Raw genomic sequence first — 26,748 nt, 5'->3', positions numbered from 1 at the left:
TTGAAGCTATAACTCCCATTGGCTTTCCGAATGATCGCCGCGAACGGAGCACCGATGTTCGACCCCGTCCTCCTCCGCACGTTCCTCGCGGTCGTCGACACGCGCTCGTTCACACGCGCGGCGCAGCGGCTCGGCATCAGCCAGCCGACCGTCAGCCAGCACGTCCGGAGGCTGGAGCAGACCGCCAAGCGCCAGCTCGTCTCCCGCGACACCCGCGAAGTACGCCTGACCGACAACGGCGACGCCATGGCCGGGTTCGCGCGCACGATCCTCGCCGCGCACGCGGAGGCGGACAGCTACTTCAGCGGGTCGGCGATGCGCGGGCGGCTGCGGTTCGGCGCGGCCGACGACCTCGCGATCACGACCCTCCCGCGCATCCTCCGGCACTTCCGGCAGCAGAACCCGCAGGTCAACCTGGAGCTCACGGTCGACCAGTCCGGCCCGCTGCACCGCAGGCTGAAGGCCGGCCACCTCGACCTCATCTTCATCAAGCAGAACCCCGGCACCACGGACGGCACGGTGGTCGCGACCGACGAGCTGGTCTGGATCGGGCAGGAGAAGACGGCGCTGGAGCCCGACCAGCCGGTGCCGCTGATCGCCTATCAGGGGCCGAGCCTCAGCCGGCAGATCACGATCGAGGCGCTGGAGGCCGCCGGCCGCACCTGGCGGATCACCTGCAACACGCGAGAGGTCAACGGCGTCCTGGCCGCAGTGCGGGCCGGGCTGGGGGTCGCGGTGTTCCCGCGGTCGCTCATCCCCACCGACCTGATCAAGGTCACCAACCGGTTCGGGCTCCCGGAGCTCGGCCACGTGGACTTCACCCTGCTGTCGAACCCGTCGGCGGCGCGCGAGCCTGTGGAGGCGCTTACGACCGCGATCCTGGCCCGCGCGGTCACCCGCGTTCCCTGAGCCGGTCTCAGCCGATGGCCGGTCTCAGCCGATGGCCGGTCTCAGCCGACGACGGGGACGCGGTCCCGATCGGGAGGCCGCACGCCGCCGTCCGCCGAGCGCTGCCGCAGCAGCAGCGCCACGACTGGGAAGATCAGCACCGACAGCATCCCCGCGCCGACCAGCGCGGTGGCCGTCCCGGAGCTCAGGTCGTGGTCCTTCAGCCCGATGTTCGTCACGGCGACGATGATCGGCAGCCCGGTGGCGCTGAACAGCGTGTGCGACGCCCGGTCCGCGAACGTCGAGCCGCGCGGGGCGGCGATCGAGCCGGGGAGGCCGCGCACCACGAGCAGGAGCAGCAGGAAGATCGGCAGCAGGAGCAGGGCGTGCGGGTCGCCGAGGAGGCCGCGCAGGTCGAAGGTGATCCCGGTGTCGATGAAGAAGACCGGCACGAGGACGCCGAAGGCGACGGCCTCCAGCTTCGTCTCGATGAGCTCGGCGTCCTCCTCGGCCGCTCCCGAGAGCAGGACGCGGACCACCACCCCCGCCGCGAACGCGCCGAGCAGCATGTCCAGCCCGAGTGCGAGGCTCAGCCCGACCAGTGCGGCGATCGCCAGCACCACGACGCGGACGGCGAACTGCCCGCTGGTGTGCAGCGTCGCGCGCACGAGCGCGTGGAAGCGTTCGTGGCCTCCCCGCGCCGCGAACCACACCGCACTGGCCGCGACGACGGCGAACGCGATCAGCACCAGCGCCGCGACGAGCGGCCTGCGGCCGGACAGAAACAGCGAGATGGCCAGCAGCGGCCCGAACTCGCCCACGGCGCCGACGGCCGTCACAGCGAGGCCGAACGGCGTGCGCAGCTCGCCGGCGTCGCGCAGCATCGGCATCAGCGTCCCGAGCGCGGTCGAGCACAGCGCCACGCCGACGTAGACGCCCGCGATCGCGTTCGGTGCGAGCAGGACTCCGAGCAGCACGCCGGCGGCGAGCGAGATGAGCCAGCCGAGCGAGGCCCGGCGCAACGGCCGGCCGCGGATGGCGTGGAAGTCGATCTCGTTGCCTGCCATGAAGAACAGGAAGGCCAGGCCGAACTGTCCGACAGCGTGCAGCGCATCCGACGCCGGCACCCAGCCCAGCACGCTCGGCCCGGCGAGGATGCCCAGCACGATCTCGAACACGACGAGTGGGATCTTCGCCACCCGCCCCACCACCGACGCCACGAGGGCGGCGACGACGGCCAGCAGCGGCACGAGGACGATCGTTCCGACGAGCGGGTTCATGCGGCCGATGCTAGAGCGGCGGCCCGGCGGGCGGGGAGTTCACACGGACGAAATCCGCCGCCGGTATCGTGGCATCATGCGTGAACTCCAGGCCAGGATCATCGACGAGCTGAACGTGACGCCGAGCGTCGACCCCGTGGAGGAGGTCGCCAAGCGGGTCGACTTCCTCGTGCGCTACCTGAGGGCGACCGGCGCCTCCGGGTTCGTGCTCGGCATCAGCGGCGGCCAGGACTCGTCCCTCGCCGGCCGGCTCTGCCAGCTCGCGGTCGAGCGACTCGGCGCGGAGGGCGTCGAGGCCGAGTTCATCGCGGTGCGCCTGCCGTACGGCGAGCAGCACGACGAGGACGACGCGCAGCTCGCGCTGACGTTCATCCGCCCGCAGCGCACCATCGAGTTCAACATCAAGCGCGGCGTGGACGGGGTGGTCGCCGAATTCGCCGAGGCCGTCGGCGAGGCGATGACCGACTTCAACAAGGGCAACGTGAAGGCACGCGTGCGGATGGTCGCGCAGTACGCCATCGCCGGCCAGCGCCGGCTGCTCGTCGTCGGCACCGACCACGCGGCGGAGGCCGTGACCGGCTTCTTCACCAAGTACGGCGACGGCGGAGCGGACGTGCTCCCGCTCAGCGGGCTCACCAAGCGCCAGGGCCGGGCGATGCTGGAGTACCTGGAGGCCCCGGCGCGGCTCTACGAGAAGGCGCCGACCGCCGACCTCCTCGACCACGACCCGGGCCAGACCGATGAGGCGAACCTCGGCATCCAGTACAGCGACATCGACGACTTCCTGGAGGGCCGGGACGTGGCGGACGAGATCGCGTCGGCGATCGAGACGCGCTACCTGGCGACCGAGCACAAGCGCCGGGTTCCGGCGAGCATGTTCGACGACTGGTGGACGACGCGCGGCGATTACAGCCGCTGAGCGTCCGCTTTCCCGGCACGACGAAGGGGCGCCGACCTGGTGGTCGGCGCCCCTTCGTTCGTGGGGAGGCTTCGGCTGCTCGAGGTCAGCCGACCGGCTGGCCGAAGCGCTGGTTCGGGGTGGTGTCGTTCTCGTCGCCGGACGCGGCGAACGCGGACACCGGGAGCGGAGTCTCCTCGTTCGCGCCGGCAGCGGCGGGATAGTTGGCGGCGGTGAAGGACGCCTCGGGGTGCGCTGGCTGCGCGGCGGGAGTCCGCGCCTCCGGAGCGCTCGCGACGGGAGCGTAGGTGGCGGCCGGAACCGTCTCCTCATTCGCCGCGGCGGGCGCCGTGTACTGCTCGTGGTGCTGCTGCGCCACCCAGGCGTCCTGCTGGGCCACCAGCGAGGTGCTCGGGTCCGCGCTCTCGAAGCGCCAACGCTCCAGGTCGCTCTGGAAGATGCGGCGCGCGCGGCCCGGCTTGTTCTGCCACTCGATCAGCCGGTCGCGGAACTCCGCGATGGCCGGGTCGAGCTGGTAGCCGAACGTCGCGGACGCGCGCTTCATCTCGGCGAGCTGGTGTCCCGCCCAGTTGGCGGCGATGCCGGCGCCCTTGATCGGCAGGAGCCGCACGAGGATGTCGGCCTGGCCGACGGCGCGGTCGGAGAGCACCTGCTCGGCCGGGGTCAGCGAGTTCCAGACGGACGCCTCGGTCGCCGCGTCGACGAGCGCGGCGATCGCGCTTGCCTTCTGCTGACGGTCGGTGCGGGAGAGGAGTCCACGGAGGGCGCCGCGCGCGATCCACGCGGCGAGCAGACCGGAGACGATCACGGCGATCGCGAGGACCGCCGCGTTGAAGACCGCGGGCTGCGCGGCCGACGAGTTGAGCCAATCGACGAAGTCATTCCACCACTGCATGCGGTGATGCTAACGGGGCGGACGGTTCTGTCCGGGCAGCGGCGGCGCTGTGTCGCGCATCCCGCTGCGAAGCTCGCCCGGCGCCGCTGCCTCGTCGGCACAGCGGCGGCGCCGTATCAGCACAGCGGCGCTGGCGTAGCAGAATGGAGGCCGGACCGATCGAAAGGGTGGACCGATGCAGACTTTCGTCCTCGCCGGAGGGTGCTTCTGGTGCCTCGACGCCGTCTACCGCGTGCTCCGCGGAGTGCAGGACGTGGTGTCCGGCTACACCGGCGGCACCGCCGTGGACCCGAGCTACGAGGAGGTGTGCACCGGAACGACCGGGCACGCCGAGGCCGTCGCCGTGACCTTCGACCCGGAGGTCGTCCCGGCCGAGGTGATCCTCGACGTCTTCTTCACGCTGCACGACCCGCGCCAGCTCAACCGGCAGGGCGCGGACGTCGGCACGCAGTACCGGTCGGCGATGTTCTTCGACGGAGACGAGCAGCGCGCGCTGTTCGAGGCCGCGCGCGACCGGGCGTCCGAGTACTGGGACGGCGGCATCGTGACGACGATCGAGCCGCTGGGGGCGTTCTATCGCGCCGAGGAGTACCACCAGGACTTCTTCGCGAAGAACCCGGGGCAGGGCTACTGCCTCGCCGTGGCGCTGCCCAAGGTGAACAAGATCCGGGCGTCGTACGCGCAGTACGTGACCGCGGCCTGACGCGCGCCGGATCGTCCTCCACAGCCGTGCGCGCTTCGCTCGTACTCCACTGATCTCCGTCGTCCCCACCGCGCCGGGCGCGGGCCGGCCATCGTGGACGTACGGCCTCGGGCGAGGTCGTGGAAACGGGGGAGGACATGACGGAGACGGTGACGGTGCGGGGCACGGTGGCGACGAGCCCGCGGCACGTCGAACCGGAGGCGGGAGGGGCGATCGCGAGCTTCCGGCTCGTGACGAACGACCGCAGGCGCGAACGACGGTCGGGGGCGATGAATCCGGAAGCGCTGTCCAACTGGTTCACGGTCACGGCGTTCGACGAGCTCGCCGAGAGCGTCGCCGCCTGCATCGGTCGCGGCGATCCGGTTGTGGTGGCCGGGAGGCTGTGCGTGCGCGATTGGGAGGGTGAACAGCTCGGCGTGACGGTGGAGATCGAGGCGGAGGCGATCGGGCACGATCTGGCCTGGGGGCGCAGCGCTTTCACACGGCGCACGGCCGGTCTCGACCTGGCCGGCGGCCGTGCAGGCGGCTCCGAGCCGCCCTCGGGCCGGCAGGATGCGCCTGGAAGTCGGAGGCATCCTCTCGGCGCCGGGCCCTAGTGTGGACAGCATGAGTGCGCCCGCCCGACCCGCCGCCGTCCTGCTCGCGGGTGCGGCGGCCGCGGCGGTGCTGCTGCTGAGCGCGTGCACGGGGGCTCCCTCGGCGACGATCGATCCGGCTCCGCACACGACCGCGTCGGACCCGGGGTCGGCCACGCCGACGCCCACCGCGAGCGCGGCGGCCGCGCTCGTGCCCGGCGGCACCGCGGAGCAGAACCTTCCGTATTTCGACGCGGTCAACAGGGCGACGATCGCAGCCAAGCCGGGACCGCTGGGGCGCGACTTCATCGACGCGCTCGTGGCGGCCGGGTTCACGAAGTCCGACATGCAGCTCACGCCGGACACGACGACGATCGGGCTCAAAGCGCCCTCGGTGCAGTTCTCCGTCCGATTCGGAGCGAGCTGTGTGATTGGCCAATACGGGCCCGGGTCCGGCACGTACACGAGCCTCACCAGCCCCGTGCTCGCAACCGGTGGCTGCCTGATCGGCCAGACCCGGCCGATCGACTGGTAGTTCCCGGTATCCTCGTACAGGGCTTCGAGCCTGGAGTTTCGACCCCAGGGGCCCTCGAGCCCGGCGAGTCCAAGACAGGGAGTTCAGGAAAAAGAGTGGCCGAATACATTTACTCGATGGTCAGGGCCCGCAAGGCCGTCGGCGACAAGGTGATCCTCGACGACGTGACGATGGCGTTCCTGCCCGGCGCGAAGATCGGCGTCGTCGGTCCGAACGGCGCAGGTAAGTCGACCATCCTGAAGATCATGGCCGGCCTGGACACCCCGTCCAATGGCGAGGCGAAGCTGTCCCCGGGCTACACGGTCGGCATCCTCATGCAGGAGCCGCTGCTCGACGAGAGCAAGACCGTCCTCGAGAACGTCCAGGAGGGCGTCGGCGAGATCAAGGACAAGGTCGACCGGTTCAACGAGATCTCCGGCCTGCTCGCCGACCCGGACGCCGACTTCGACACCCTTCTGGCCGAGATGGGCACGCTGCAGGAGCAGATCGACGCCGCCGACGCCTGGGACCTCGACTCCCAGCTCGAGCAGGCGATGGACGCGCTGCGCTGCCCGCCTGGAGATTGGCCGGTCAACACGCTCTCCGGCGGTGAGAAGCGCCGCGTCGCGCTCTGCAAGCTGCTGCTGCAGAAGCCCGACCTCCTGCTCCTGGACGAGCCCACCAACCACCTCGACGCCGAGAGCGTGCTCTGGTTGGAGCAGCACCTCGCCAAGTACCACGGCGCCGTGCTCGCCGTGACCCACGACCGGTACTTCCTCGACCACGTCGCCGAGTGGATCGCCGAGGTCGACCGCGGTCACCTCTACCCCTATGAGGGCAACTACTCGACCTACCTCGAGAAGAAGCGCGAGCGTCTCGAGATCCAGGGCAAGAAGGACGCCAAGCTGGCCAAGCGCCTGTCCGACGAGCTCGACTGGGTCCGCAGCAACGCCAAGGGGCGCCAGGCCAAATCCAAAGCGCGCCTGGCGCGCTACGAGGAGATGGCGGCCGAGGCGGAGCGCACCAGGAAGCTGGACTTCGAGGAGATCCAGATCCCGCCGGGGCCGCGCCTCGGCCAGATCGTGATCGACGCGAAGAATCTGCAGAAGGGCTTCGGCGACCGCGTCCTCATCGACGGGCTCACCTTCACGCTGCCCCGCAACGGCATCGTCGGCGTGATCGGCCCGAACGGCGTCGGCAAGACCACGCTGTTCAAGACCATCGTCGGGCTGGAGCCGCTCGACGGTGGCGACCTGAAGGTCGGCGAGACCGTGCAGATCTCCTACGTCGACCAGACCCGTGGCGGCATCGACCCGAACAAGAACGTCTGGGAGGTCGTGTCCGACGGGCTCGACTACATCCAGGTCGGCAAGACCGAGGTCCCGTCGCGCGCGTACGTCTCCACCTTCGGGTTCAAGGGCCCGGACCAGCAGAAGAAGTCCGGCGTGCTCTCCGGCGGTGAGCGCAACCGCCTCAACCTGGCGCTGACGCTCAAGCAGGGCGGCAACCTCCTGCTGCTCGACGAGCCGACCAACGACCTCGACGTGGAGACCCTCTCCAGCCTGGAGAACGCGCTGCTCGAGTTCCCCGGCTGCGCTGTGGTCATCACCCACGACCGGTGGTTCCTCGACCGCATCGCGACGCACATCCTCGCCTACGAGGGCACCGAGGAGAACCCGTCCGACTGGTACTGGTTCGAGGGCAACTTCGAGGCGTACGAGGAGAACAAGGTCCAGCGCCTCGGCCCGGACGCCGCGAAGCCGCACCGTTCCGCGTACCGCAAGCTCACGCGCGACTGACCCGCGTCATGCGACTGCACGTCCCGATCAAGCTTCGCTGGAGCGACCTCGACGCGTACGGCCACGTGAACAACGCCGCGATGCTGCGCCTCCTGGAGGAGGCGCGCATCGAGGCGTTCTGGGCGAGCGACGAGCACGCCGTCGGCGGCTCCACGGCTGTGCTCGACGGTCGGCCCGGCGCCGATACGCTCACCCTGATCGCGCGTCAGGAGATCGAGTACCTCGCTCCCGTCCCGTACCTGCGGCAGCCGCTCGACGTGCAGCTCTGGCTCGGCAGGCTCGGCGGCGCGAGCCTGGAGGTCAACTACGAGGTGTGGACGCCGGAGTGGGCCGAGCCCCGCACGATGTTCTCGCGCGCGTCGACCACCATCGTGCTGGTCGACGCCGCGAGCCAGCGCCCGCGCAGGATCAACGACCGCGAGCGCGACGCCTGGACGCCCTACCTCGACGACCCCGTGCAGTTCACCAAACGCTGAGCGCCACCGTCACTGACCGCGTTCGGCCGGCGCCGGGGGAGCGCTACTGCGTGACGGTGACCTTGCCGCCGGAGACGCTCGCCTTCAGCTTCGGCAGCGGCGTGCTCGCCGGTCCGTTGACGACGTCCCCGGTCGCGCCGTCGAACACGGAGCCGTGGCATGGGCAGTCGAACTGCTTGCCCTGAGGCGCGACCGTGCAGCCTGCGTGCGTGCACACCGCGCTGAAGGCGACGACCGTGCCGGCGGACGGCTGCGAGACGACGATCGGCGTCGAGCCGAGCTGTGCGGAGACGGCCCCGCCCACCGGGATGGATGAGAGGGCCACGGTGGCCGAGCTCCCGTTGCCCGCTCCGTCGCCCGACGGGCCCGAGCCCTGCGACGTGCAGGCCGCCAGCAGCAGCGCCCCCGCGCCTGCTGCGGACACGCCGCCGATCTGGACGAGGGTGCGGCGCGTCAGCGGCGCGGATTCGGTCATCGTGGATCCTCCCGGTCGGTGGTGCTTTCTCCTAGGTTAGGCACGGGAGGGTGTGGGCGCCGGTCAGCACGTGGAGTTCTGAACTTTTCCATCGCCGTCTCCGTGGTTAGTGCAGGAGGTGACCATGCCGGATGAGGACGCGCGACTGCTGCGGGAGTTGCACGACCAGCACGCGCAAGCGATCTGGCGTTACGTCGTCCACCTCACCGGCGACCGGGCGATGGCCGACGACGTGGTGCAGGAGACCCTGCTGCGCGCCTGGCGCAAGCCCGCGGTGCTGGATCAGACCCAGCAGTCGGCGCGCGCCTGGCTGTTCACCGTCGCCCGCAATATCGTCATCGACGACAAGCGGAGCGCGCATTCGCAGCACGAATTCGGCACCGACACCCTCCCGGAGCGGCCCTCGTCGCCGGACGACGGCGCCGACGCCGTCCTGGACGCGTGGCTCGTCTCGGACGCGCTTGCCGAGCTCTCGGACGAGCACCGTGCCGTCATCGTCCACGCGTACTACGGCGGCAGATCCATCGCGGAGATCTCCCGGGAGCTGGACATCCCGGAAGGCACCGTCAAGTCGCGGCTGCACTACGGCCTCCGGGCGATGCGGCTGGCGCTGCAGGAGAGAGGGGTGACGGAGCGATGAACCACGACGAGTTCGCCACCTGGGACGCCGCGTACGTCCTCGGCGCCCTCGCTCCGGCCGAGCGCAAGGAGTACGAGGAGCACCTGCGCGAGTGCGGGCGCTGCTCGGCGGCGGTCGCCGAGCTCGCCGGCATGCCGGGGCTGCTCGGCAGGGTGCCCCGGGAGCAGGCGTTCGCCCTGCTCGACGAGGAGGCGCCGGAGGACGCCGGGCTCGGCGCTGAGGTGCTGCCGTCGCTGCTGGACGCCGCCCGGCGGCGCAGGCGGCGGTCGCGCTGGCTGGTGGGCGGTCTCGCCGCTGCGGCGGCGGCCGTGCTCGTGGGGGCCATCGCGATCGCCGTCCCGGCACTCGAGCCCGGAACGCCCGCGGGGACCAGCGTCGCCATGGAGCAGGTCGAGCCGAGCGCACTGTCCGCCGACCTGCACCTGACGTCGGAGCCGTGGGGCACGCGGATCGACTCGCGCTGCGCCTACGCGAAGGTCGGCGGCGAGGACGGCGGACGCAGCTGGACGTACGCCATGGTCGTCACGGACAAGTCGGGCCACCAGACCCAGATCTCGACCTGGACGGCCGCCGAAGGAACGGTGGTCGAGCCCGCCGCGACGACGAGCGTGCCGCTGTCCGACATCGCCGCGATCGACATCCGTGCGGCGGACAACGGGACCGTGCTTCTGCGCAGCACGTTCGGCTGACGGTGAGCGGTCAGTCGCGCAGCTTCGCCGCGTCCGGAACCCGGATGGTCGCCTCCTGTGCCACGCTCGCGACCAGGCGCCCGTCGCGGCTGAAGATCCGGCCGAGTGCCAGCCCGCGGCCGCCGTTCGCAGAGGGCGACTCCTGCGTGTACAGCAGCCACTCGTCCACCCGGGCCGGCCGGTGCCACCACATCGCGTGGTCGAGGCTCGCGGCTTTCAGGCCGGGGGTCGCCCAGGCGACGCCGTGCCGGCGCATGACCGACTCCATGATCGTGTAGTCACTCGCGTAAGCCAGAGCGGCGCGGTGCAGGGCCGGGTCGTCCGGGAGGTCGCCGATCGAGCGGAACCAGACCGCCTGGTGGGCGACGTGCGCGCCGTCGACCGACAGGTAGATCGGCGACGGCACGTGCCGCATGTCGAAGGGGCGCTTGCTCGCCCAGTACTGCGCGACCGGGTGCTCGACCTCCTCGAGCGTCGCCGCCGAGTTGGGCAGCGACTCCGGGTCGGGCAGGCCGGCGGGCATGTCCACCTGGTGCTCAAGGCCCTCGTCGTCGTCCTGGAACGAGGCGATCATCGACAGGATCGGCAGCCCGTTCTGGTACGCCTGCGTGCGCCGGGTGGAGAAGGAGCGCCCGTCGTGGATGCGGTCGACCGAGAAGGTGATCGGGTAGTTGACGTCGCCCGGACGCAGGAAGTACCCGTGCATGGAGTGGATGCTGCGGTCGTCCGCGACCGTGCGGGTCGCCGCGACGATGGACTGCGCGAGCACCTGGCCGCCGAACACGCGGCCCAGCGGCATCCACTGGGAGGGCCCGGTGAAGATGTCCTCGCTGGTGCGGGCGCCGGTGTCGGTGAGGTCGAGTGCGGTGAGCAGCGATTCCAGGGGCTCTGTCACAGTGTCTCCGTCCGGGGTCTCTAGTAGCTTAGAGGGCAGATGAGCCAGTCGTTTTCCCTCCAGGACACCCTCGCCGCCGCCGACCTGCAGACATACCTGTCGCGCGCCGCCCGCGTCGAGGAAGGGTCGGTGCGCCTGATCGCAGGATCGGGCGTGCTCGCCGTGTACACCGCCATCCTCTATCCGAGGGGATTGCTCGATCAGACGCCGACGGTGCTCGGCCTGCGCACCTTCCTCACCGGGCATGACGTGGAGTTCGACGTCGTCGTGCCGATCCGCTCGCTGCTCGACCGGCTCGCGCGCGTCCGGGAGGCCGCCGAGAGTGCAGCGGCCGCTTCGGAGACCGGAGCGGTCGAGGAGGAGGGCCGCGACGGCGACGAGTCCGGCGCTGTCGACGGAGCCGTGGAGAGCGCGCCGCTGGAGGTACGGTTGCCGATGGAGGCGCCGTCGGTCACCTGGGCCGGCATCTCGCCGCCCCGCGGCGGCTGGCGTCCGGTCGGCGAGACGAGCTACGAGCTGCTGCAGGCGACGGCGGCGGCCGGCATCGCCGAGGTCGCGGAGGCCGTGCCGACCGGCACCGGCGAACAGCTCGTGCAGCGCGTCCGCGCCGAGGTCTGGGGCCGCCCGATCGAGGGGCTGGAGTACGTCCCGGCCGGTGCGGCGTTCGCGGCGGAGAGCCTCGGCTTCCTGGCCGCGGGCGAGCCGGTCAGCATCCTGGAGACCGGACCCTGGACGCGGCTGACCACGCGGCGCGGGCACACGCTCATCCGCCGTCAGTCGTGGAGTCTGCGGGGCTGAGTCTGGGCGGCTGCGTCTGCGCGGCTAGACGGCCCGCGCCACCGCGCGCCCCGCCTGCCGCCCGGAGAACAGGCAGCCGCCGAGGAACGTCCCCTCCAGCGCCCGGTAGCCGTGCACGCCGCCGCCGCCGAAGCCGCTCGCCTCGCCCGCCGCGTAGAGCCCCGGCACCGGGGCGCCGTCGGCGCCGAGTACCCGGCCGTCGAGGTCCGTCTCGATGCCGCCGAGGCTCTTGCGGGTGAGGATGTGCAGCTTGACGGCGATCATGGGCCCGGCTTTCGGGTCGGTGAGCTTGTGCGGCGACGCCACCCGGATGAGTTTGTCCCCGCGGTAGGCGCGGGCGCCGCGGACCGCGGCGAGCTGGAGGTCTTTGCCGAACGGGTTGTCGAGCTGCCGGTCGCGCTCGCGCACGTGCCGGATGACCAGCTCGGCGTCGAGTGGCACCTCCGACAGCCGCTGCATCCCGGCGAGGAGCTCGTCCAGGGTGTCGGCGACCACGAAGTCCGCGCCCTTCTCCTTGAACGCCTCCACCGGTCCGGGTGCGCCGGGGGCGACGCGCTTGGCCAGCAGACCGAAGTCCTTGCCGGTCAGGTCGGGGTTCTGCTCGCTGCCGGACAGCGCGAACTCCTTCTCGATGATCTTCTGGGTCAGGATGAACCAGGAGTAGTCCGAGCCGGCCTTGCGCAGGTGCTCCAGCGTCCCGAGTGTGTCGAACCCCGGGAACAGCGGCGCGGGCAGCCGGTCGCCGCGCGCGTCCAGCCACAGCGACGAGGGACCGGGCAGGATGCGGATGCCGTGCCGCTGCCAGATCGGGTCCCAGTTCTGGATGCCCTCGGTGTAGTGCCACATCCGGTCGCCGTTGATCAGGTGCGCGCCCGCCGCCTCCGCGATGCCCAGCATCCGGCCGTCGACGTGCGCGGGCACGCCGGAGAGCATGACGTCCGGGGGAGTGCCGAGGCGTTCCGGCCAGGCCGCGCGGACCAGGTCGTGGTTGCCGCCGATCCCACCGCTGGCGACGACGACCGCGGGCGCGCGCAGTTCGAACTCCGAGATCTGCTCGCGGTTGCTGGCGGCGCCGCGCCGCGCGGCGTCGGGCTTCAGGACCGCCCCGCGGACCCCGACGACGCGGCCGTCCTCCACGATCAGCTCGTCCACCCTGTGGCGGTGCAGGAGGCGCGCCGTCCCCGTCGCCGCGGCGGCCTGCACCTGGCGGACGAACGGCTCGAGCACGCCGGGACCGGTGCCCCACGTCACGTGGAAGCGCGGCACCGAGTTGCCGTGGCCTTCCGCGGTGCCGTCGCCGCGCTCCGCCCAGCCGACGATAGGGAAGAACCGGACGCCCTTGTCGTGCAGCCAGGCGCGCTTCTCGCCGGCGGCGAACTGGAGGTAGGCCTCGGCCCAGCGCTTCGGCCAGTGGTCCTCCGCGCGGTCGAAGCCGGCGCTGCCGAACCAGTCCTGGCGGGCGAGGGCGAGCGAGTCGGTGACGCCCATCCGGCGCTGCTCGGGGGAGTCGACGAGGAAGAGACCGCCGAACGACCAGAACGCCTGCCCGCCGAGGGAGGCCGCCGGCTCCTGGTCGAGGATCGTGACCGTCTTGCCGGCGTCGAGCAGCTCGCACGCGGCGACCAGGCCGGCGAGTCCGGCTCCCACGACGAGGCAGTCGGGTTCAGCGGTCATGGCGTGGCTCCTTCGGCACGACGGGTGAGCGCGGGGGCTACTCCTCGAATGTGTTGACCATAGCGAACGCGGCGCGCTCCAGATAGTTCCAGAGCGTCTCGTCCTGCAGCGGCGGGAGCCCCAGCTCGTCGACCGCCACGCGCATGTGCGCGAGCCAGCGGTCGCGCGCGTCCGGGTTGACCTTGAACGGGTTGTGCCGCATCCGGAGCCGCGGGTGCCCGCGCTCCTGGCTGTAGGTCGTCGGGCCACCCCAGTACTGCTCGAGGAACAGCGTCAGCCGTTCGGCAGCCGGGCCTAGGTCCTCCTCCGGGTACATCGGGCGGAGCACCGGGTCGCCGGCGACGCCGCGGTAGAAGGTGTCCACGAGGCGCACGAAGGTGGCGTGGCCGCCGATCTGCTCGAAGAACGACGGGCCGACGGGCGGGCCGACGGGGAGGGTGGTCATCACTCGGCTTCTTCCGCGGGAGGCTGCTGGGGCGCAGGAGGCTTCGGGGTGCGCGGCTTGGCGGCGGATTTCGACGGGGCGTCTGCGCCAGCCGGGGTCGTGGGGCCAGCCGGGGTCGTGGGGCCAGCCGGCGTCGTGGGGTCGGCCGGCGTCGTGGGCGTGGCCGGCTTCGCGGTGGAGCGTGACGTGGCCGGCTTCGCGGGCGCCGCATCCGGCCTCGTCTCGATCGCCGGCCGGATCCGGATGGCGCCCGGATCGGGCGCGCGGGTCGCGCTGCGCTTCGCCGCCGCCCGCGCCTTGCGGCCGGTGAGCGGGCGGTCCGGGACGACGGGCGTCGGCCGGGTGCGCGGCGGCTTGGCGCCGTTGACGCTGCCCGCGCCGTCGAACCCGGTGAGGACGACGGCCGAGAGCGACGGCAGGGTCACGCCGAGCTCGTCGGTGGCCTCCTTCAACCGCAGGCGCAGCTCGCGGGAGACGTCATCCTTCGCCGTGGTGCGTGTCTTCAGCACGATCCGGATCACGATCGCCTCGGCAGAGATCGACTCCAGCCCCCAGAGCTCCGGCTTGTCGAGGATGCGCGAGCGCCACTTGGGGCTCGTCGCGAGCGCGGTCGCGGCCTCCATCATTTTGGCCTGCACGGTCTCGATGTCGGTGTCGTAGGGGACGGCGAGGTCCACGATCACGCGCGACCAGCCCTGCGACATGTTGCCGACGCGCAGGATCTCGCCGTTGCGGACGAACCAGAGCACGCCGTTGACGTCGCGCACCTGGGTGATCCGGATGCCGACGGCCTCCACCACACCGGTCGCCGGTCCCAGGTCGACGACGTCGCCGACACCGAGCTGGTCCTCCATCACCATGAAGAGGCCGTTCAGGACGTCCTTGACGATGTTCTGCGCGCCGAAACCGAGGCCGGCGCCGATCGCGGCGGTGAGGAGGGCGAGCGAGCTGGCGGCGCCCGGGGCGACCACGCCGAAGATCATCACGATGGCGATGATCCCGATGGTCACGTTGACGATGTTGCTCAGCACCGAGCCGAGCGTGCGGGTGCGCTGCACGACGCGCACCGCCGCGAGCGGCGAGGCGACGAGGGCCTGCGTGTCGGTGACGCTCTGCCCTTTCTTGACGCCGCTGACGATCTGCTTGACGACGCGGCGGATGATCACGCGCAGCAGCCAGCTCACCAGGACGGCGCCGAGGATGATGCAGAGGACGTTGAGCAGGGTCCATCCGGTGCTGACGGCCCAGTCGCCGAGTGAGGTCCAGAAGTTCGCTTTCAGAATGCTCATCGCACGGAATCCTACCGAGAGCTGCCTTGGCGTCTTCTGGAATCCGCGGCGCGGCTCAGCTCTCCACCAGGCCGTTCTCGTAGGCGAAGATCACCGCGTGCACCCGGTCGCGCAGCTGCAGCTTGGCGAGGACCCGGCCGACGTGCGTCTTGACCGTCGACTCGGTGAGGAAGAACCTCGCGCCGATCTCGCCGTTCGTGAGGCCGTCGGCCATCGCGAGCAGGATCTCCCGCTCGCGCGGCGTGAGCGCGGCGGTCGGGTCGGCCGCCGCCGTCCCGTCGGGCCCGGTCGCGGGCAGCCGGTCGGCGAAGAGCTCCAGCATGGAACGGGTCACCCGACCGGTGACCGCGGCGTCGCCCGCGGCCACCGAGCGGATCGCCGCGGTCAGCTCGGCGGGGCGGGCGTCTTTCAGCAGGAAGCCGCTCGCGCCGGCGCGCAGTCCGCCGAAGGCGTACTCGTCCAGGTCGAACGTGGTGAGGATGATGATGCGGGCGTCCGGGTTCGCCGCGACGATGCGCCGGGTCGCCTCGATGCCGTCGAGGTTCGGCATCCGCACGTCCATCAGGATCACATCGGGCCGGGTGTCGACGGCGAGCCGGACGGCCTCGACGCCGTCGGCCGCCTCGCCGACCACGTGGAGGTCGGGCTCGGCCTCCAGCACCATCCGGAAGCCCAGCCGGACGAGCGCCTGGTCGTCGACGAGCAGGACGTGGAGCGGCTGCTGAACGGGGCCGGGATCGGTCATTCGGGTCTCCTGGTCGGGTCGGTGGTGGTCGTGTCGGTGATGGCCGTGGCCGTGGCCGTGGCCGTGGTCGTGTCGGTGGTGGCCGTGCCGCTGGCGGAGGTGGTGTCGGCGCCGGGCGAGTCCACCCGGACGAACTCCGCGACGAGCCGCCACCCGCCGCCGCGCCGCGGCCCGGCCTCCAGTGTGCCGCCGTAGAGCGCGACGCGCTCCCGCAGGCCGAGCAGTCCGCTGCCCGAGCCCTGCACCGATCCGGTGTGCACCGTCGCGTCATCCTCCACGGTGATCCGGATGTTCCGCTCGCCGAACTCGATCATCACGGCGACCACCGTCGCGAGCGCGGCGTGCCGGAGGGTGTTGGTCAGCGCCTCCTGCACCACCCGGAAGACCGTGAGCTGTTGCCCGACGTCGGTGGGCGGGATGCCGGAGACGGTGATCCGCACCGGGAGGCCGGCCGCGCGGAATCGCTCGACCAGCTCGCGCAGGTCGCCGAGCCCCGGCTGCGGAGCGTGCGCCACGGCCTCCTCGTCGCCGGCGCGGAGCACGCCGAGCAGGCGGCGCATGTCGCCGAGGGCGCCGCGCCCGGTCTCCGCGACGAGCCGCATGGTCTCGGCCGAGCGTTCCGGCGCCGTGCCGACGAGGCCGGCCGAGCCGTCGGCGAGGGCGATCATCACGGTCAGGCTGTGCGAGACGATGTCGTGCAGCTCCCTGGCCACGCGGCTGCGCTCGGCCGCGGTGGCGATCTCGGCCTGCTGGTCGCGCTCGCGCGCGAGCTGGCGGGCGCGGTCGATCAGCGCGGTCAGGTAACGGCGCCGGTTGCCGACGTTGCTGCCGATCAGCACCGCCACGATGCAGAACGCGAGCGCGGCGAAGCCGGACGGCACGGCCTCCGTCGACAGCGGGGCGAAGGACGGCACCTCCGACACGATGGTCGCGAGGCCGAGGGAGACGATGGTCGCGACCGCCGCGATGCCGTAGCCGATCCACGCGGAGCGCACCGTGCGGTAGACCGCGAGGGCGTAGAGCGCGAACACCGCGGGCACGAAGTCGAGGTTGCGGCCGAGGAACACGCTGACGACCAGGACGACGATCGCGATCCCGAACACCGCCCGCGGATGCAGCCGCCGCGCGAACAGCGCCGCCCCGGCGACAACCACGAGCAGGAGCTGAATGGCGGCGGCCAGGCTCGGGCTCCGCACCATGTGGACGACGCCCTCGGCGAGCGACGGCACCAGGTAGACGCCCGCGACGATGGCGTCCACCAGAAGCGGGTGCGCGCTGAAATAGCGCCGCACCGCCCCGGGCGGCCTCGGGAGTTCGAGGTCGGCCGGGGCGGCGTCGGCTGCGGTCACCGGTGTGGTCACGCGTCCCGTCGCTGCAGCAGGATCGCGCCGACGACGAAGGAGACGGCGGTCCAGATCGCGACGCTGAGGACGTTCTGCCAGGGCTCGAGCGAGCCGTTCGCGAGGCCGGCCATCCCGTCGCCGTTGTTGCTGATCAGGTAGTGCGACCAGTCGGCGAGCCAGGTCACCTTCGGGAGCAGGCCGACGGCGATGCTCACGAGGATCGGGAGCAGGAACAAGACCCCGACGACGGCGGAGATGCCACCGGCGCTCGCCTTGATGATGGTCCCGATGCCGAGCGCGAAGACCGCGACCAGCCCGAGGTAGAGGGCGGCACCGAGGATGGCCCAGAGCGTGTTCTGGTCGAATTCGCGGTGGTAGCCCTTGCCGCTCATCACGCCGATGGCGATGCCCCAGGAAGCGGCAAGGCTCACCAGACCGACGACGAACGACACGATGAACAGCATGATCGCCTTGGCCGCCAGCACCGGGAAGCGGCGCGGGACGGCGGCGAACGACGAGCGGATCATCCCGGTCGAGAACTCGCCGCTGATGACGAGCACACCGAGGACCGCCACGACGAGCTGCGCGAAGCGGAGCCCGAAGGTGGCGGCGGTCGCGACGATGTTGTTCAGGTCGAGCGTCGCTCCGCGTGGACCGGACTCGCTGACCAGGGTGGAGGCCGACGGGATCGAGAAGCTCAGCAGGGCGGCGAAGCCGACGACCAGCACGATGACGCTGACCAGTGTCCAGAAGGTCGAGCGCAGCGAACGCAGTTTGATCCACTCGGAGCGCAGGACGCGGAAGAAGCTGAGGCGGCCGACCTCGGCGTGGGCGTACCCGGTGGCGGGTGCGGTTGCGGTGCTCATGAGGCGACCTCCGAGTGGTATTCGACCTCGTCCTGCGTGAGTTCGAGGTACGCCTCCTCGAGGGAGGCGCTGAGCGGGGTGAGTTCGTGGAGGGCGATGCCCGCCGCGGCGGCGGCGTCCCCGATCTGTGCGGCGCTGAGCCCGGTGACCTCGATGAGCTGGGCCTCCACGCCGGTGATCGTGACATCGCCGCCCTGGATGGCATTGGCCAGCCGCTCCACTTCGGGCGTGCGGACGCGGACCGCGCTGCGCGTCGCGGCGGCGAGGATCTGGTCGACGGGGGCGTCTGCGAGGATCCGACCCCGGCCGAGCACGATGATGTGGTCCGCCGTCTGCGACATCTCGCTCATCAGGTGCGAGGAGAGGAACACGGTGCGGCCCTGCCCGGCGAGGTGCCGGGCGAACTGGCGCACCCAGAGCACGCCCTCCGGGTCGAGGCCGTTGACGGGTTCGTCCAGGATGAGCGTCTGGGGATCACCGAGCATGGCGACGGCGATCCCCAGACGCTGGCCCATCCCGAGCGAGAACGCGCCGACGCGCTTGCCGGCCACGGACTCCAGGCCGGTGAGGCCGATGACCTCCTGGACGCGGCGCTTGGAGATGCCGTGGGTGGCGGCCATCGCCAGCAGATGGTTGTAGGCGGTGCGGCCGGTGTGCACGGCCTTGGCGTCGAGCAGAGCGCCGACCTCGCCGAGCGGCGACCGCAGCTCGGCGTAGCGCTTGCCGTTGATGGTCGCGGTGCCGTGGGTCGGGCGGTCCAGTCCCATGATCATGCGCATCGTGGTCGACTTGCCCGCGCCGTTCGGTCCGACGAAGCCGGTGACCTTGCCCGGCTGGATGGTCGCGGTGATGTCGTCGACAGCGGTCTTGCTGCCGAACCTCTTGGTGAGGTGTTCGAGTTGGATCATGGCTCCGAGAGTAGGGCTGCGGAGGGGGCCGCGTCATCGAACCTGAGTACCACCTGCGTGTCGTGGGGATCGGGCGCGGGCATGAGGCGCAGACGAGTGTATGTGATATGCATTAGGGGCAATGGGTTGATTCGTGTTCCTGTCCGCACCTAGGTTGGCGAGGGACGACGTCGTCGACCGATTGGACAACCATGCACCACCGCACGAAGTTCGCCCTCGCCGCTGCCGCGACGGGAGCGCTGACCCTGGGACTCTGTTCGCCCGCCTACGCCGACGAGGAGGTGAGCGATGTCATGGACGCGCTCGCATCCGTGAGTGAGGGGGCGGGGAGTTCACCGTCAGACACGTCGGCTGTGCTCAGCCACGTCGCGGACGTTTCCACGAGGGACAACGGCGTGTTCGCGATCGACGAACGCGTCGGCGCGACCGACGTCGCGATCCCGACCGATCCCCGCGACGACCTGACCCTCGCCGTCGAGCACGTCGGCATCGAGATCTCGATCGGCCTGCCGTTCGCCGAGCATGCGGAGCGCGCCAGCGTGGAGGCGCACGGGATCGTCTCGTACGACAACCGCAACGGCACGACGACGGTGCCCGTGGTCAAGGACGACGGGAGTGTCCAGATCACCACGGTCATCGACAACGCCTCCGCCCCGAAGCGCTTCGACTACACGATCGCGCTTCCGGCGGGCGGCTACCTGGAGCAGCTCGACGGCGGGATGGTCGTCATCCGGGACGCGGACGGCGGGTTCCAAGGCGGCGTGCTTCCCGCGTGGGCCAAGGACGCCGACGGAGAGGACGTGCCGACGCACTTCGAGGTCGACGGAGGCGTGCTGACCCAGGTGGTCGAGCATGGCGCGTCGACTGCGTATCCGGTGGTCGCCGATCCGGAGGTGGGCGGAGGGCTGCTGGCGGGGTACTGGATGAACAGGCCCGGCCACAACGGCTACAACGGCGCAAGCGTCTGGTCCACCCATCTTTCGGCGTGGGGTGCCGCCGTGTACACCCAGGGCCTCGTCGGGATCGAGATCGTGAAGAACCAGGGCTGGACCGAGTGGCGCAACTTCCCGCCCACACCGGTGAGCGCGACGATCGAACAGCAGTACAAGTGCCACGCCCAGTTCGGCTACGCTGTGTGGATGTCCGGGGTGTGGTGGGACTTCGAGACGGCGCGGCCTTCTAACCCGAACTGGCTGTGGAACGCTCAAGGCTGCAATTGGAAGTGAGCAGCTTCGAGCGCATCTGCAAGCGAGCAACAATCGTCGTAGGCCTTGGCATCGTATGCGCACTAGCCCTCACGTCCTGCAGCCTCCTCGATGCGCGCGCGATACTCGATCCACGCGACGGGTTCGGCTCGGATGCCTACCTGCTGCCGCCGCTGGAATTGCCCGAAGATGTGACCGATACGGTATGCCCGAGCCGCTTCGGCTGCGAGAGGGCTGCAGAGTCGGAGCGAGTGCGGATCATGAAGTTCAGCACCTACACGATGGCGCAGGCCGAGACGTACAACCTGGCCAGGTCAGGATTCCGCTCGGACCGCTTCGTGGTCGAGTTCCTCGACCCGTCCGTCACCGACGACGAGTGGCGGAGGGTCGCGGAGGTCGTCGACGGAACGGCAACGCCCTCACCCGACTGATGCCGACGAAACGGGGAGCCCTGGCCGGTCGACCGGACTCCCCGTTTCCGCATTAGCGAACCCTACGCCTGCGCGTCCCGCTCCTGCGCAGCGAGCGCCCGCTCCACGCCCGCAAGGTTCTCCACCACGAGCCGGCGCAGCGCGGCCGGCTCCGGGTTGGCGTCGAGCCACGCGCGCGTCGCGTCGCGCAGCTCGGCGTTCGCCAGCGGCGCCGGGTACATGCCCGCGACGAGGTACTCCGCGATCTTGTACGTGCGGGACGCCCAGACCTCCTGCAGCGCCGCGAAGTACGGCGCGACGAAGGCCGAGAGCACGTCCTTGTCGGCCGCGCGCTGGAAGCCCAGACCGGTGAAGCGGACGATCGTGTTCGGCAGGGCGTCCGAGCCGAACACGGAGTCCCACGCCGCCTGCTTGCCGGCGAGCGTCGGGATGGACGCGCGGGCCTGGGCGGCGAACTGCGCGCCGTTCGCGGTGTTGTCCAACGCGAGAGCGTGGTCCACCTCGTCGTCGCCCGCAGCGCCACCGGCGACGAGGGCGATCAGGAGCTCCCACGCCAGGTCGGTGTCGACCGTCAGGCCCGCCATCGTCACCGTGCCGTCGCGCAGGGCGGCCACATTCGCGAGCTGCTCCGGGGTGGAGGCCAGCGCTGCGAAGAACTTGACGAACTGGAATTGGGCGTCGCTGCCGGCCTCGGCCTGCTGAGCGAGCTCCCAGAGAGCGGTCGCCGCATCCTCGCCGGTCTGCTTCTGGCGCTCGGGCGCGACGTAGCTGCCGGCGGCGAGCACGAGCTGGTTGAGCGTGGTGCGCAGCGTCGTGGACTCGGTCTCCGACGCGATGTTGCCGAGCACGAGGCGCACATAGTCGCTCGGCGGGGTCTCGGCGTCGCGGGTGGCGTCCCAGACCGCACCCCAGACGAGCGAGCGCGCGAGCGGGCTCTCGATCGAGGACAGGTGCTCGAGCGCGACCCGGTGCGAGTCCTCGTCGAGGCGGATCTTCGCGTAGGCGAGGTCGTCGTCGTTGAGGAGGATGAGCGCGGGGCGCTTCTGCCCGACCAACTCGGCGACCTCGGTCCGCTCGCCGTCGACGTCGAGCTCCACGCGCGAGGTGCGGACCAGGCGACCCTCCACCAGGTCGTAGAAGCCGACCGCGAGGCGGTGCGGACGGATCGTCGGGTAGTCCGCGGCGGCGGTCTGGAGGATCGCGAAGGCGGTGATCGTGCCGTCCGCGTCGACCGTCAGCTCGGGACGGAGGGTGTTGACGCCCGCCGTCTCCAGCCACTTCTTCGACCACTCGGTGAGGTCGCGGCCGCTGGTGGCCTCCAGCTCGACCAGGAGGTCGGTCAGCTCGGTGTTGCCGTGCTGGTGCTTCTTGAAGTACGCCGCGACGCCGGCGAGGAAGTCCTCCTGGCCGACCCAGGCGACGAGCTGCTTGAGCACCGACGCGCCCTTGGCGTACGTGATGCCGTCGAAGTTGACCTGAACGTCCTCCAAATCGTTGATCGTGGCGACGATCGGGTGCGTGGAGGGCAGCTGGTCCTGGCGGTACGCCCAGCTCTTCTCCATCGCGGCGAAGGTGGTCCAGGCCTCGGTCCACTCGGTGGCCTCGGCCGTGGCGAGGGTGGAGGCGTACTCGGCGAACGACTCGTTCAGCCAGAGGTCGTTCCACCACTTCATGGTGACCAGGTCGCCGAACCACATGTGGGCGAGCTCGTGCAGGATCGTGACGACGCGGCGCTCCTTGATCGCATCGGTCACCTTGGAGCGGAACACATAGGTCTCGGTGAAGGTCACCGCTCCCGCGTTCTCCATCGCGCCCGCGTTGAACTCGGGCACGAACAGCTGGTCGTACTTCTCGAACGGGTACGCGTAGTCGAACTTCTCCTCGTAGAACGCGAAGCCCTCGCGGGTCTTCTCGAAGATGTAGTCGGCGTCCAGGTACTCGGCGAGGCTCTTGCGCGCGTACACGCCGAGCGGGATGGTGCGGCCGTCGCGGCTGGTCAGCTCGCTGTGCACAGACTCGTACGGGCCCGCGATGAGCGCGGTGATGTAGGAGGAGATGACCGGGGTCGGAGCGAACGACCAGGTCTTGGCGCCCTCTCCGGCCTCGACGGGCTCCGGGGTGGGGGAGTTGCTCACGACCGCCCAGTGCGCGGGCGCCGTGACGGTGAACGTGAACTCCGCCTTGAGGTCGGGCTGCTCGAACACCGCGAACATGCGGCGGGAGTCCGGCACCTCGAACTGGGAGTAGAGGTACACCTCGCCGTCGACCGGGTCGACGAAGCGGTGCAGGCCCTCACCGGTGTTGGTGTAGATGGCGTCGGCGTCGACGGTCAGCGTGTTCTCCGCCTGGAGGCCGTCGAGCTGGATGCGCACGCCGTCCGAGACCACCGCGGGGTCCAGCTCGACGCCGTTGAGCACCACCGAGTGGACGGTGCGCGTGATCGCGTCGATGAACGTGGACGCGCCCTCCGTCGCGGAGAAGCGCACGGTCGTCGTGCTGCGGAAGGTCTCCGGCCCGGTCGTCAGGTCCAGGGCGACGTCGTAGCTGCGGGTGCGGACGAGCGACGCGCGCTCCTGGGCTTCGATGCGGGTGAGGTTTTCTCCGGGCAACGCTGACTCCTTGAAAAGCGGGATCGGGGGGTGTGGATCGTGTCCACCGGATCCACCTTACTGACGCGGCGACGGGACCGTCGGCGGCCTTCCCTAGACTGTTCGCATGCGCATCCACATCGCCACCGATCACGCCGGTCTCGAGTTCAGCACGCACCTGCAGGCGCACCTCACCGAGGCCGGGCACGAGGTCGTCGACCACGGTCCGACCGAGTACGACCCGATCGACGACTACCCGGCGTTCTGCATCAACGCGGCCAAGGCGGTCGTCCGCGACCAGCAGGCCGGCGTCGAGGCGCTCGGCGTGGTGTTCGGCGGCTCGGGCAACGGCGAGCAGATCGCGGCCAACAAGGTGCTCGGCGTCCGTGCCGCGCTGGTGTGGAACGAGAGCACGGCCGAGCTCGCCCGGCAGCACAACGACGCCAACGTGATCTCGATCGGCGCGCGCCAGCACACCGTCCAGGAGGCGACGCGCTTCATCGACGTCTTCATCGCCACGCCGTTCTCGCTGGAGGAGCGCCACGTGCGCCGCATCGCGCAGCTCGCGGAGTACGAGGCCACCGGCGACATCGCGGGCAAGAACGTGGACCGCTGATGCCCGAGGGCCACTCCGTCCACCGGATCGCCAAGCAGTTCGCGGTCAACTTCGTCGGGCACCGCGTCGCGGTGTCCTCCCCGCAGGGCCGCTTCGCGGACGACGCGAAGCGCATCGACGGGCACACGATGATCGCCGCCAAGGCGGTCGGCAAGCAGATGTTCCTGGAGTTCGACAACGAGCTCTGGCTGCGCATCCACCTCGGCATCTACGGCGCCTGGGACTTCGCGGGCGACATCAGCATCGACCCGACAATCGCCAGCGCGAACGGGCGGATGGGCCAGACCAACCAGGCAGGGACCGTCCTGGACGAGGCCGGCGAGAACTCCCTGCACTCGATCGGCGCTCCCCGCCGCACCCGGCTGCGCATGTCGGAGTCCGAGAAGGTGGAGGCCGACATCGACACCTTCCCGCCGGAGCCCATCGGCCAGGTCCGCGTACGCCTGCTGACCGATACCGCCGTGGCCGACCTCCGCGGCCCGACCGCCTGCGAGGTCCTCGACCCCGCCGAGGTGGACGCCGTGATCGCCAAGCTCGGCCCCGACCCGCAGGTGGACGACGGCCCGGAGGCCGAGGAGGCGTTCGTCGCGAAGGTGCGGAAGAAGCCGACCTCCATCGCCCTGCTGCTGATGGACCAGAGCGTCGTGAGCGGCATCGGCAACGTCTACCGTGCCGAACTGCTGTTCCGCGCCCGGCAGAACCCCCACACGCCCGGCAAGCTCGTCCCGGAGGACACCGTTCGCGCGCTGTGGCGCGACTGGGTGCATCTGCTGAAGATCGGCGTCGAGACCGGCCAGATGATGACGATGGACGACCTCGACGAGGAGTCGTACCGCAAGGCGATGGCCAAGCGCGAGGACCGGCACTGGGTCTACAAGCGCGAGGGCCTGCCGTGCCGGGTCTGCGGCACGCACATCGTGATGGAGGAGCTGGGCGGCCGCAAGCTGTACTGGTGCCCGAAGGATCAGAAGTAAGGAGCGCTCCGTGCGTCAGAACCCCAGCTTCACACTGACCGACCGGGGCGAGATCGAGCGGATCATCCGCGAGAACCCGTGGGGCACGTTCGTGAGCAACGCCTCCACCGGGCTGGTCGCCTCGCACTACCCGGTGATTCTCGACGACACCCGCGAGGAGCTGAGCATCGTCAGCCACGTCGGCCGGCCGGACGAGCAGCTGCACGAGCTGGGCGAGCACGAACTGCTGGTGATCCTCCAGGGCCCGCACGGCTACATCTCGTCGTCCTGGTACGACGCCGACCCGGCCGTCCCGACCTGGAACTTCGTCGCCGTGCACCTCTCCGGCGTCCCGGAGCTGCTGAGCCCGGAGGAGAACCTCCAGGTGCTGGAGAAGCTGGTCGACCACTTCGAGCGCGAGCTGCCGGAGCCCCGGCAGATGCGCGGGACGCTGGAGGACGAGCGCTACGCCGAGCGCATCTCGTCCGGAACCGTCGGTGTGCGACTGACGCCCACGAAGATCGTGGCGAAGCAGAAGATGAGCCAGAACCGGCCCGACCACATCGTGGACTCGATCACGTCGGAGCTCGGCGGCAGCTCGCCGTATGCGAGTCCGACGCTGCTGCGCGAGATGCAGCTGGTGCACGACCGCCGCCGCGCGGCGCGATGACCGTCGTCCTGGCGGACGCCCGGCTGCCCGGGTCGGATCGGCGCGTGGACGTGACGGTCCGCGACGGCCGGATCGCAGCCATCGCCCCCGCCGGGGTGGCCGGCGAGGGGAGCGTGGAGCGCATCCCGCTCGACGGCCGCTGGCTCATCCCGGGGCTGTGGGACCACCACGTGCACTTCACCCAGTGGGCGCAGACCGCGCGCCGTCTGGATGTGTCGCGCGCGTCGTCGGCGGCCGACGCGGCAGCCCTCGTGCGCTCGCGCGCCGAGGCGCATCCCGGTACCGACGTGCTGGTCGGCTTCGGCTTCCACGACGCGCTGTGGCCCGACCTCCCGACCCGCGAGCTGCTCGACGCCGCGGCGGGGGACAGGCCCGTTGTGCTGATCGCGGGCGACCTGCACTGCTCCTGGCTGAACACCGCGGCGTTCGAGCGGTTCGCGCCCGGCGCGCCCAGAGCGCCCGGTGCAGACGGCGCGCTGCTGCGCGAGGACGAGAGCTTCGCCCTGACCAGCCGGCTCACGCCGTCCGACGAGTCGACGCTGGACCGGTGGGCGGCGGAGGCGGCCCAGCAGGCCGCCACGCGGGGCGTGGTCGGCATCGTGGACCTGGAGTACGGCTGGAACCTGGAGGTGTGGTCGCGGCGGTTCGCCGCCGGCTTCCGCGGGCTGCGCGTCGAGTTCGGCGTCTACCGCGACCGGATGGCCGACGCGGTCGCGCTCGGGTTGCGGACCGGGCGCCCCGTGGACGGGACGGACGGCCTCCTCACGATGGGCCCGTTCAAGGTGATCTCGGACGGCTCGCTGAACACCCGTACCGCGCTCTGTCGTCACCCGTACCCGGACGGCGGCCACGGCGTCGCGAACCTGACGCCGGACGAGCTGGCGGCCGATCTCCGCTTCGCCGTGGCCAACGGGATCGAGCCGGCCGTCCACGCGATCGGGGACGAGGCCAACCGGCTCGCGCTGGACGCCTTCGCTGCGGTCGGCGCGGGGGGCCGCATCGAGCACGCGCAGCTCATCGACCCGGCCGACATCCCGCGTTTCGCCGCGCTCGGCGTCGTCGCCAGTGTGCAGCCGGAGCACGCGATGGACGACCGCGACGTCGCCGACCGGCTCTGGGGCGGCGGCACCGCCGACGCGTTCCCGCTGGCGTCGCTGCTCGCCTCCGGCGTGCGGCTCGCCTTCGGCTCCGACGCCCCTGTCGCGCCGCTCGACCCATGGGAAGCGATCGCGTCCGCGGTCGGCCGCACGCGCGACGGCCGGGAGCCGTGGCATCCCGAGCAGCGCATCCCGGCGGAGGCGGCGCTGGCCGCGTCGACGCGCACCAGGGTCGCCGTCGGCGAGCCTGCCGACCTCGCCGTCGTGGAGGCCGACCCGCTGGCGGCGTCGCCGGACGAGCTGCGCCGGATGCCGGTCGCCGCGACCCTGCTCGCCGGCCGCTTCACGCACGACGCGCTCGCCTGACCGGAG

28 protein-coding genes are annotated in these 26,748 nt (G+C 70.9%); 16 read left to right on the top strand and 12 right to left on the bottom strand.

Features of this window, described 5'->3' with window-relative positions; genetic code table 11:
- The first annotated feature begins 54 nt into the window (after positions 1 to 54).
- A complete protein-coding gene (locus tag AC1ROW_RS03100; RefSeq protein WP_493017393.1) occupies positions 55 to 909 on the top strand; it encodes a LysR substrate-binding domain-containing protein in 855 nt (284 codons plus the stop codon).
- 41 nt (positions 910 to 950) lie between these two features.
- On the opposite strand, the gene AC1ROW_RS03095 is transcribed toward AC1ROW_RS03100, so the two are convergent.
- On the bottom strand, positions 951 to 2,168 hold the full coding sequence (locus AC1ROW_RS03095) for a cation:proton antiporter (protein ID WP_493017392.1): 1,218 nt from the start codon (positions 2,166 to 2,168) through the stop codon (positions 951 to 953).
- Positions 2,169 to 2,244: 76 nt separating this feature from the next.
- On the opposite strand from AC1ROW_RS03095, the gene nadE reads away from it, so the two are divergent.
- Positions 2,245 to 3,087, top strand: coding sequence for an NAD(+) synthase (gene nadE, locus AC1ROW_RS03090; RefSeq protein WP_493017391.1), 843 nt, complete (start codon positions 2,245 to 2,247; stop codon positions 3,085 to 3,087).
- A gap of 85 nt (positions 3,088 to 3,172) precedes the next feature.
- Here the strand turns inward: nadE and AC1ROW_RS03085 are convergent, their stop codons facing one another.
- Positions 3,173 to 3,982, bottom strand: coding sequence for a hypothetical protein (locus AC1ROW_RS03085; RefSeq protein WP_493017390.1), 810 nt, complete (start codon positions 3,980 to 3,982; stop codon positions 3,173 to 3,175).
- A 175-nt stretch (positions 3,983 to 4,157) separates the two neighbouring features.
- Between AC1ROW_RS03085 and msrA the strand changes: the two genes are divergently transcribed.
- The 5 genes from msrA (at position 4,158) to AC1ROW_RS03060 (ending at position 8,049) form a co-directional block, all read left to right on the top strand.
- The gene (msrA, locus tag AC1ROW_RS03080; protein WP_493017389.1) at positions 4,158 to 4,685 is read left to right on the top strand and encodes a peptide-methionine (S)-S-oxide reductase MsrA; all 528 of its coding nucleotides are present in this window, start codon (positions 4,158 to 4,160) and stop codon (positions 4,683 to 4,685) included.
- A 137-nt stretch (positions 4,686 to 4,822) separates the two neighbouring features.
- Entirely contained in the window at positions 4,823 to 5,281 is a 459-nt protein-coding gene (locus tag AC1ROW_RS03075) for a single-stranded DNA-binding protein (protein WP_493017388.1), read from the top strand.
- 10 nt (positions 5,282 to 5,291) lie between these two features.
- Complete coding sequence (locus tag AC1ROW_RS03070) at positions 5,292 to 5,795, top strand: DUF6993 domain-containing protein (RefSeq protein ID WP_493017387.1); 504 nt, start codon at positions 5,292 to 5,294, stop codon at positions 5,793 to 5,795.
- A gap of 95 nt (positions 5,796 to 5,890) precedes the next feature.
- Positions 5,891 to 7,573 carry an energy-dependent translational throttle protein EttA gene (gene ettA / locus AC1ROW_RS03065; protein WP_493017386.1) on the top strand — a complete coding sequence of 561 codons (1,683 nt, stop codon included), beginning with the start codon at positions 5,891 to 5,893 and terminating at the stop codon, positions 7,571 to 7,573.
- Between the two features lie 8 nt (positions 7,574 to 7,581).
- Positions 7,582 to 8,049: an acyl-CoA thioesterase gene (locus AC1ROW_RS03060; protein ID WP_493017385.1), complete on the top strand. Its 468-nt coding sequence runs from the start codon at positions 7,582 to 7,584 to the stop codon at positions 8,047 to 8,049.
- A 43-nt stretch (positions 8,050 to 8,092) separates the two neighbouring features.
- Here AC1ROW_RS03060 and AC1ROW_RS03055 read toward each other — a convergent pair whose 3' ends face one another.
- Positions 8,093 to 8,524, bottom strand: coding sequence for a QcrA and Rieske domain-containing protein (locus tag AC1ROW_RS03055; RefSeq protein ID WP_493017384.1), 432 nt, complete (start codon positions 8,522 to 8,524; stop codon positions 8,093 to 8,095).
- Positions 8,525 to 8,648: 124 nt separating this feature from the next.
- On the opposite strand from AC1ROW_RS03055, the gene AC1ROW_RS03050 reads away from it, so the two are divergent.
- Positions 8,649 to 9,164 (top strand): sigma-70 family RNA polymerase sigma factor, encoded by a 516-nt coding sequence (locus AC1ROW_RS03050; RefSeq protein ID WP_493017383.1) that lies wholly within the window; start codon positions 8,649 to 8,651, stop codon positions 9,162 to 9,164.
- A complete protein-coding gene (locus tag AC1ROW_RS03045; protein WP_493017382.1) occupies positions 9,161 to 9,853 on the top strand; it encodes an anti-sigma factor family protein in 693 nt (230 codons plus the stop codon). The genes AC1ROW_RS03050 and AC1ROW_RS03045 overlap by 4 nt, the downstream gene beginning before the upstream one ends.
- Before the next feature lie 10 nt (positions 9,854 to 9,863).
- Here AC1ROW_RS03045 and AC1ROW_RS03040 read toward each other — a convergent pair whose 3' ends face one another.
- Entirely contained in the window at positions 9,864 to 10,748 is an 885-nt protein-coding gene (locus AC1ROW_RS03040; protein WP_493017381.1) for an acyl-CoA thioesterase, read from the bottom strand.
- Between the two features lie 39 nt (positions 10,749 to 10,787).
- Here AC1ROW_RS03040 and AC1ROW_RS03035 point away from each other — a divergent pair, with 39 nt between their 5' ends.
- A complete protein-coding gene (locus AC1ROW_RS03035) occupies positions 10,788 to 11,546 on the top strand; it encodes a DUF8185 domain-containing protein (protein ID WP_493017380.1) in 759 nt (252 codons plus the stop codon).
- A gap of 24 nt (positions 11,547 to 11,570) precedes the next feature.
- Here AC1ROW_RS03035 and AC1ROW_RS03030 read toward each other — a convergent pair whose 3' ends face one another.
- Genes AC1ROW_RS03030 through AC1ROW_RS03000 form a run of 7 tightly spaced genes read right to left on the bottom strand, consistent with a single transcriptional unit; the run spans position 11,571 to position 18,816 of the window.
- Positions 11,571 to 13,220 (bottom strand): FAD-binding dehydrogenase, encoded by a 1,650-nt coding sequence (locus AC1ROW_RS03030; protein ID WP_493017379.1) that lies wholly within the window; start codon positions 13,218 to 13,220, stop codon positions 11,571 to 11,573.
- A 37-nt stretch (positions 13,221 to 13,257) separates the two neighbouring features.
- A complete protein-coding gene (locus tag AC1ROW_RS03025) occupies positions 13,258 to 13,665 on the bottom strand; it encodes a globin (protein WP_493017378.1) in 408 nt (135 codons plus the stop codon).
- Positions 13,665 to 14,954 (bottom strand): mechanosensitive ion channel family protein, encoded by a 1,290-nt coding sequence (locus AC1ROW_RS03020; protein ID WP_493017377.1) that lies wholly within the window; start codon positions 14,952 to 14,954, stop codon positions 13,665 to 13,667. The genes AC1ROW_RS03025 and AC1ROW_RS03020 overlap by 1 nt, the downstream gene beginning before the upstream one ends.
- A gap of 55 nt (positions 14,955 to 15,009) precedes the next feature.
- On the bottom strand, positions 15,010 to 15,699 hold the full coding sequence (locus tag AC1ROW_RS03015; RefSeq protein WP_493017376.1) for a response regulator: 690 nt from the start codon (positions 15,697 to 15,699) through the stop codon (positions 15,010 to 15,012).
- Entirely contained in the window at positions 15,696 to 17,060 is a 1,365-nt protein-coding gene (locus tag AC1ROW_RS03010; RefSeq protein ID WP_493017375.1) for a sensor histidine kinase, read from the bottom strand. Before AC1ROW_RS03010 ends, AC1ROW_RS03015 begins: the two co-directional genes overlap by 4 nt.
- Positions 17,057 to 17,908 carry an ABC transporter permease subunit gene (locus AC1ROW_RS03005; protein ID WP_493017374.1) on the bottom strand — a complete coding sequence of 284 codons (852 nt, stop codon included), beginning with the start codon at positions 17,906 to 17,908 and terminating at the stop codon, positions 17,057 to 17,059. The genes AC1ROW_RS03010 and AC1ROW_RS03005 overlap by 4 nt, the downstream gene beginning before the upstream one ends.
- A complete protein-coding gene (locus AC1ROW_RS03000; RefSeq protein ID WP_493017373.1) occupies positions 17,905 to 18,816 on the bottom strand; it encodes an ATP-binding cassette domain-containing protein in 912 nt (303 codons plus the stop codon). The genes AC1ROW_RS03005 and AC1ROW_RS03000 overlap by 4 nt, the downstream gene beginning before the upstream one ends.
- A 191-nt stretch (positions 18,817 to 19,007) precedes the next feature.
- On the opposite strand from AC1ROW_RS03000, the gene AC1ROW_RS02995 reads away from it, so the two are divergent.
- A complete protein-coding gene (locus tag AC1ROW_RS02995) occupies positions 19,008 to 20,042 on the top strand; it encodes a hypothetical protein (RefSeq protein WP_493017372.1) in 1,035 nt (344 codons plus the stop codon).
- Positions 20,039 to 20,452: a hypothetical protein gene (locus AC1ROW_RS02990; protein ID WP_493017371.1), complete on the top strand. Its 414-nt coding sequence runs from the start codon at positions 20,039 to 20,041 to the stop codon at positions 20,450 to 20,452. Before AC1ROW_RS02995 ends, AC1ROW_RS02990 begins: the two co-directional genes overlap by 4 nt.
- Before the next feature lie 62 nt (positions 20,453 to 20,514).
- On the opposite strand, the gene pepN is transcribed toward AC1ROW_RS02990, so the two are convergent.
- Entirely contained in the window at positions 20,515 to 23,061 is a 2,547-nt protein-coding gene (gene pepN / locus AC1ROW_RS02985) for an aminopeptidase N (RefSeq protein WP_493017370.1), read from the bottom strand.
- Positions 23,062 to 23,167: 106 nt separating this feature from the next.
- Between pepN and AC1ROW_RS02980 the strand changes: the two genes are divergently transcribed.
- Genes AC1ROW_RS02980 through AC1ROW_RS02965 form a run of 4 tightly spaced genes read left to right on the top strand, consistent with a single transcriptional unit; the run spans position 23,168 to position 26,742 of the window.
- Positions 23,168 to 23,656 carry a ribose-5-phosphate isomerase gene (locus tag AC1ROW_RS02980; RefSeq protein ID WP_493017369.1) on the top strand — a complete coding sequence of 163 codons (489 nt, stop codon included), beginning with the start codon at positions 23,168 to 23,170 and terminating at the stop codon, positions 23,654 to 23,656.
- On the top strand, positions 23,656 to 24,630 hold the full coding sequence (locus AC1ROW_RS02975; protein ID WP_493017368.1) for an Fpg/Nei family DNA glycosylase: 975 nt from the start codon (positions 23,656 to 23,658) through the stop codon (positions 24,628 to 24,630). The genes AC1ROW_RS02980 and AC1ROW_RS02975 overlap by 1 nt, the downstream gene beginning before the upstream one ends.
- A 10-nt stretch (positions 24,631 to 24,640) precedes the next feature.
- Positions 24,641 to 25,279, top strand: a complete 639-nt coding sequence (locus AC1ROW_RS02970) for an FMN-binding negative transcriptional regulator (protein WP_493017367.1) — start codon at positions 24,641 to 24,643, stop codon at positions 25,277 to 25,279.
- Complete coding sequence (locus AC1ROW_RS02965) at positions 25,276 to 26,742, top strand: amidohydrolase (protein ID WP_493017366.1); 1,467 nt, start codon at positions 25,276 to 25,278, stop codon at positions 26,740 to 26,742. The genes AC1ROW_RS02970 and AC1ROW_RS02965 overlap by 4 nt, the downstream gene beginning before the upstream one ends.
- Positions 26,743 to 26,748 lie beyond the last annotated feature (6 nt).

The sequence above is a fragment of the Leifsonia sp. GW821-FHT13C09 genome, assembly GCF_058806435.1.
Note: the sequence above shows the minus strand (reverse complement) of the source record. Positions and strands in the feature narration are given on the sequence as shown.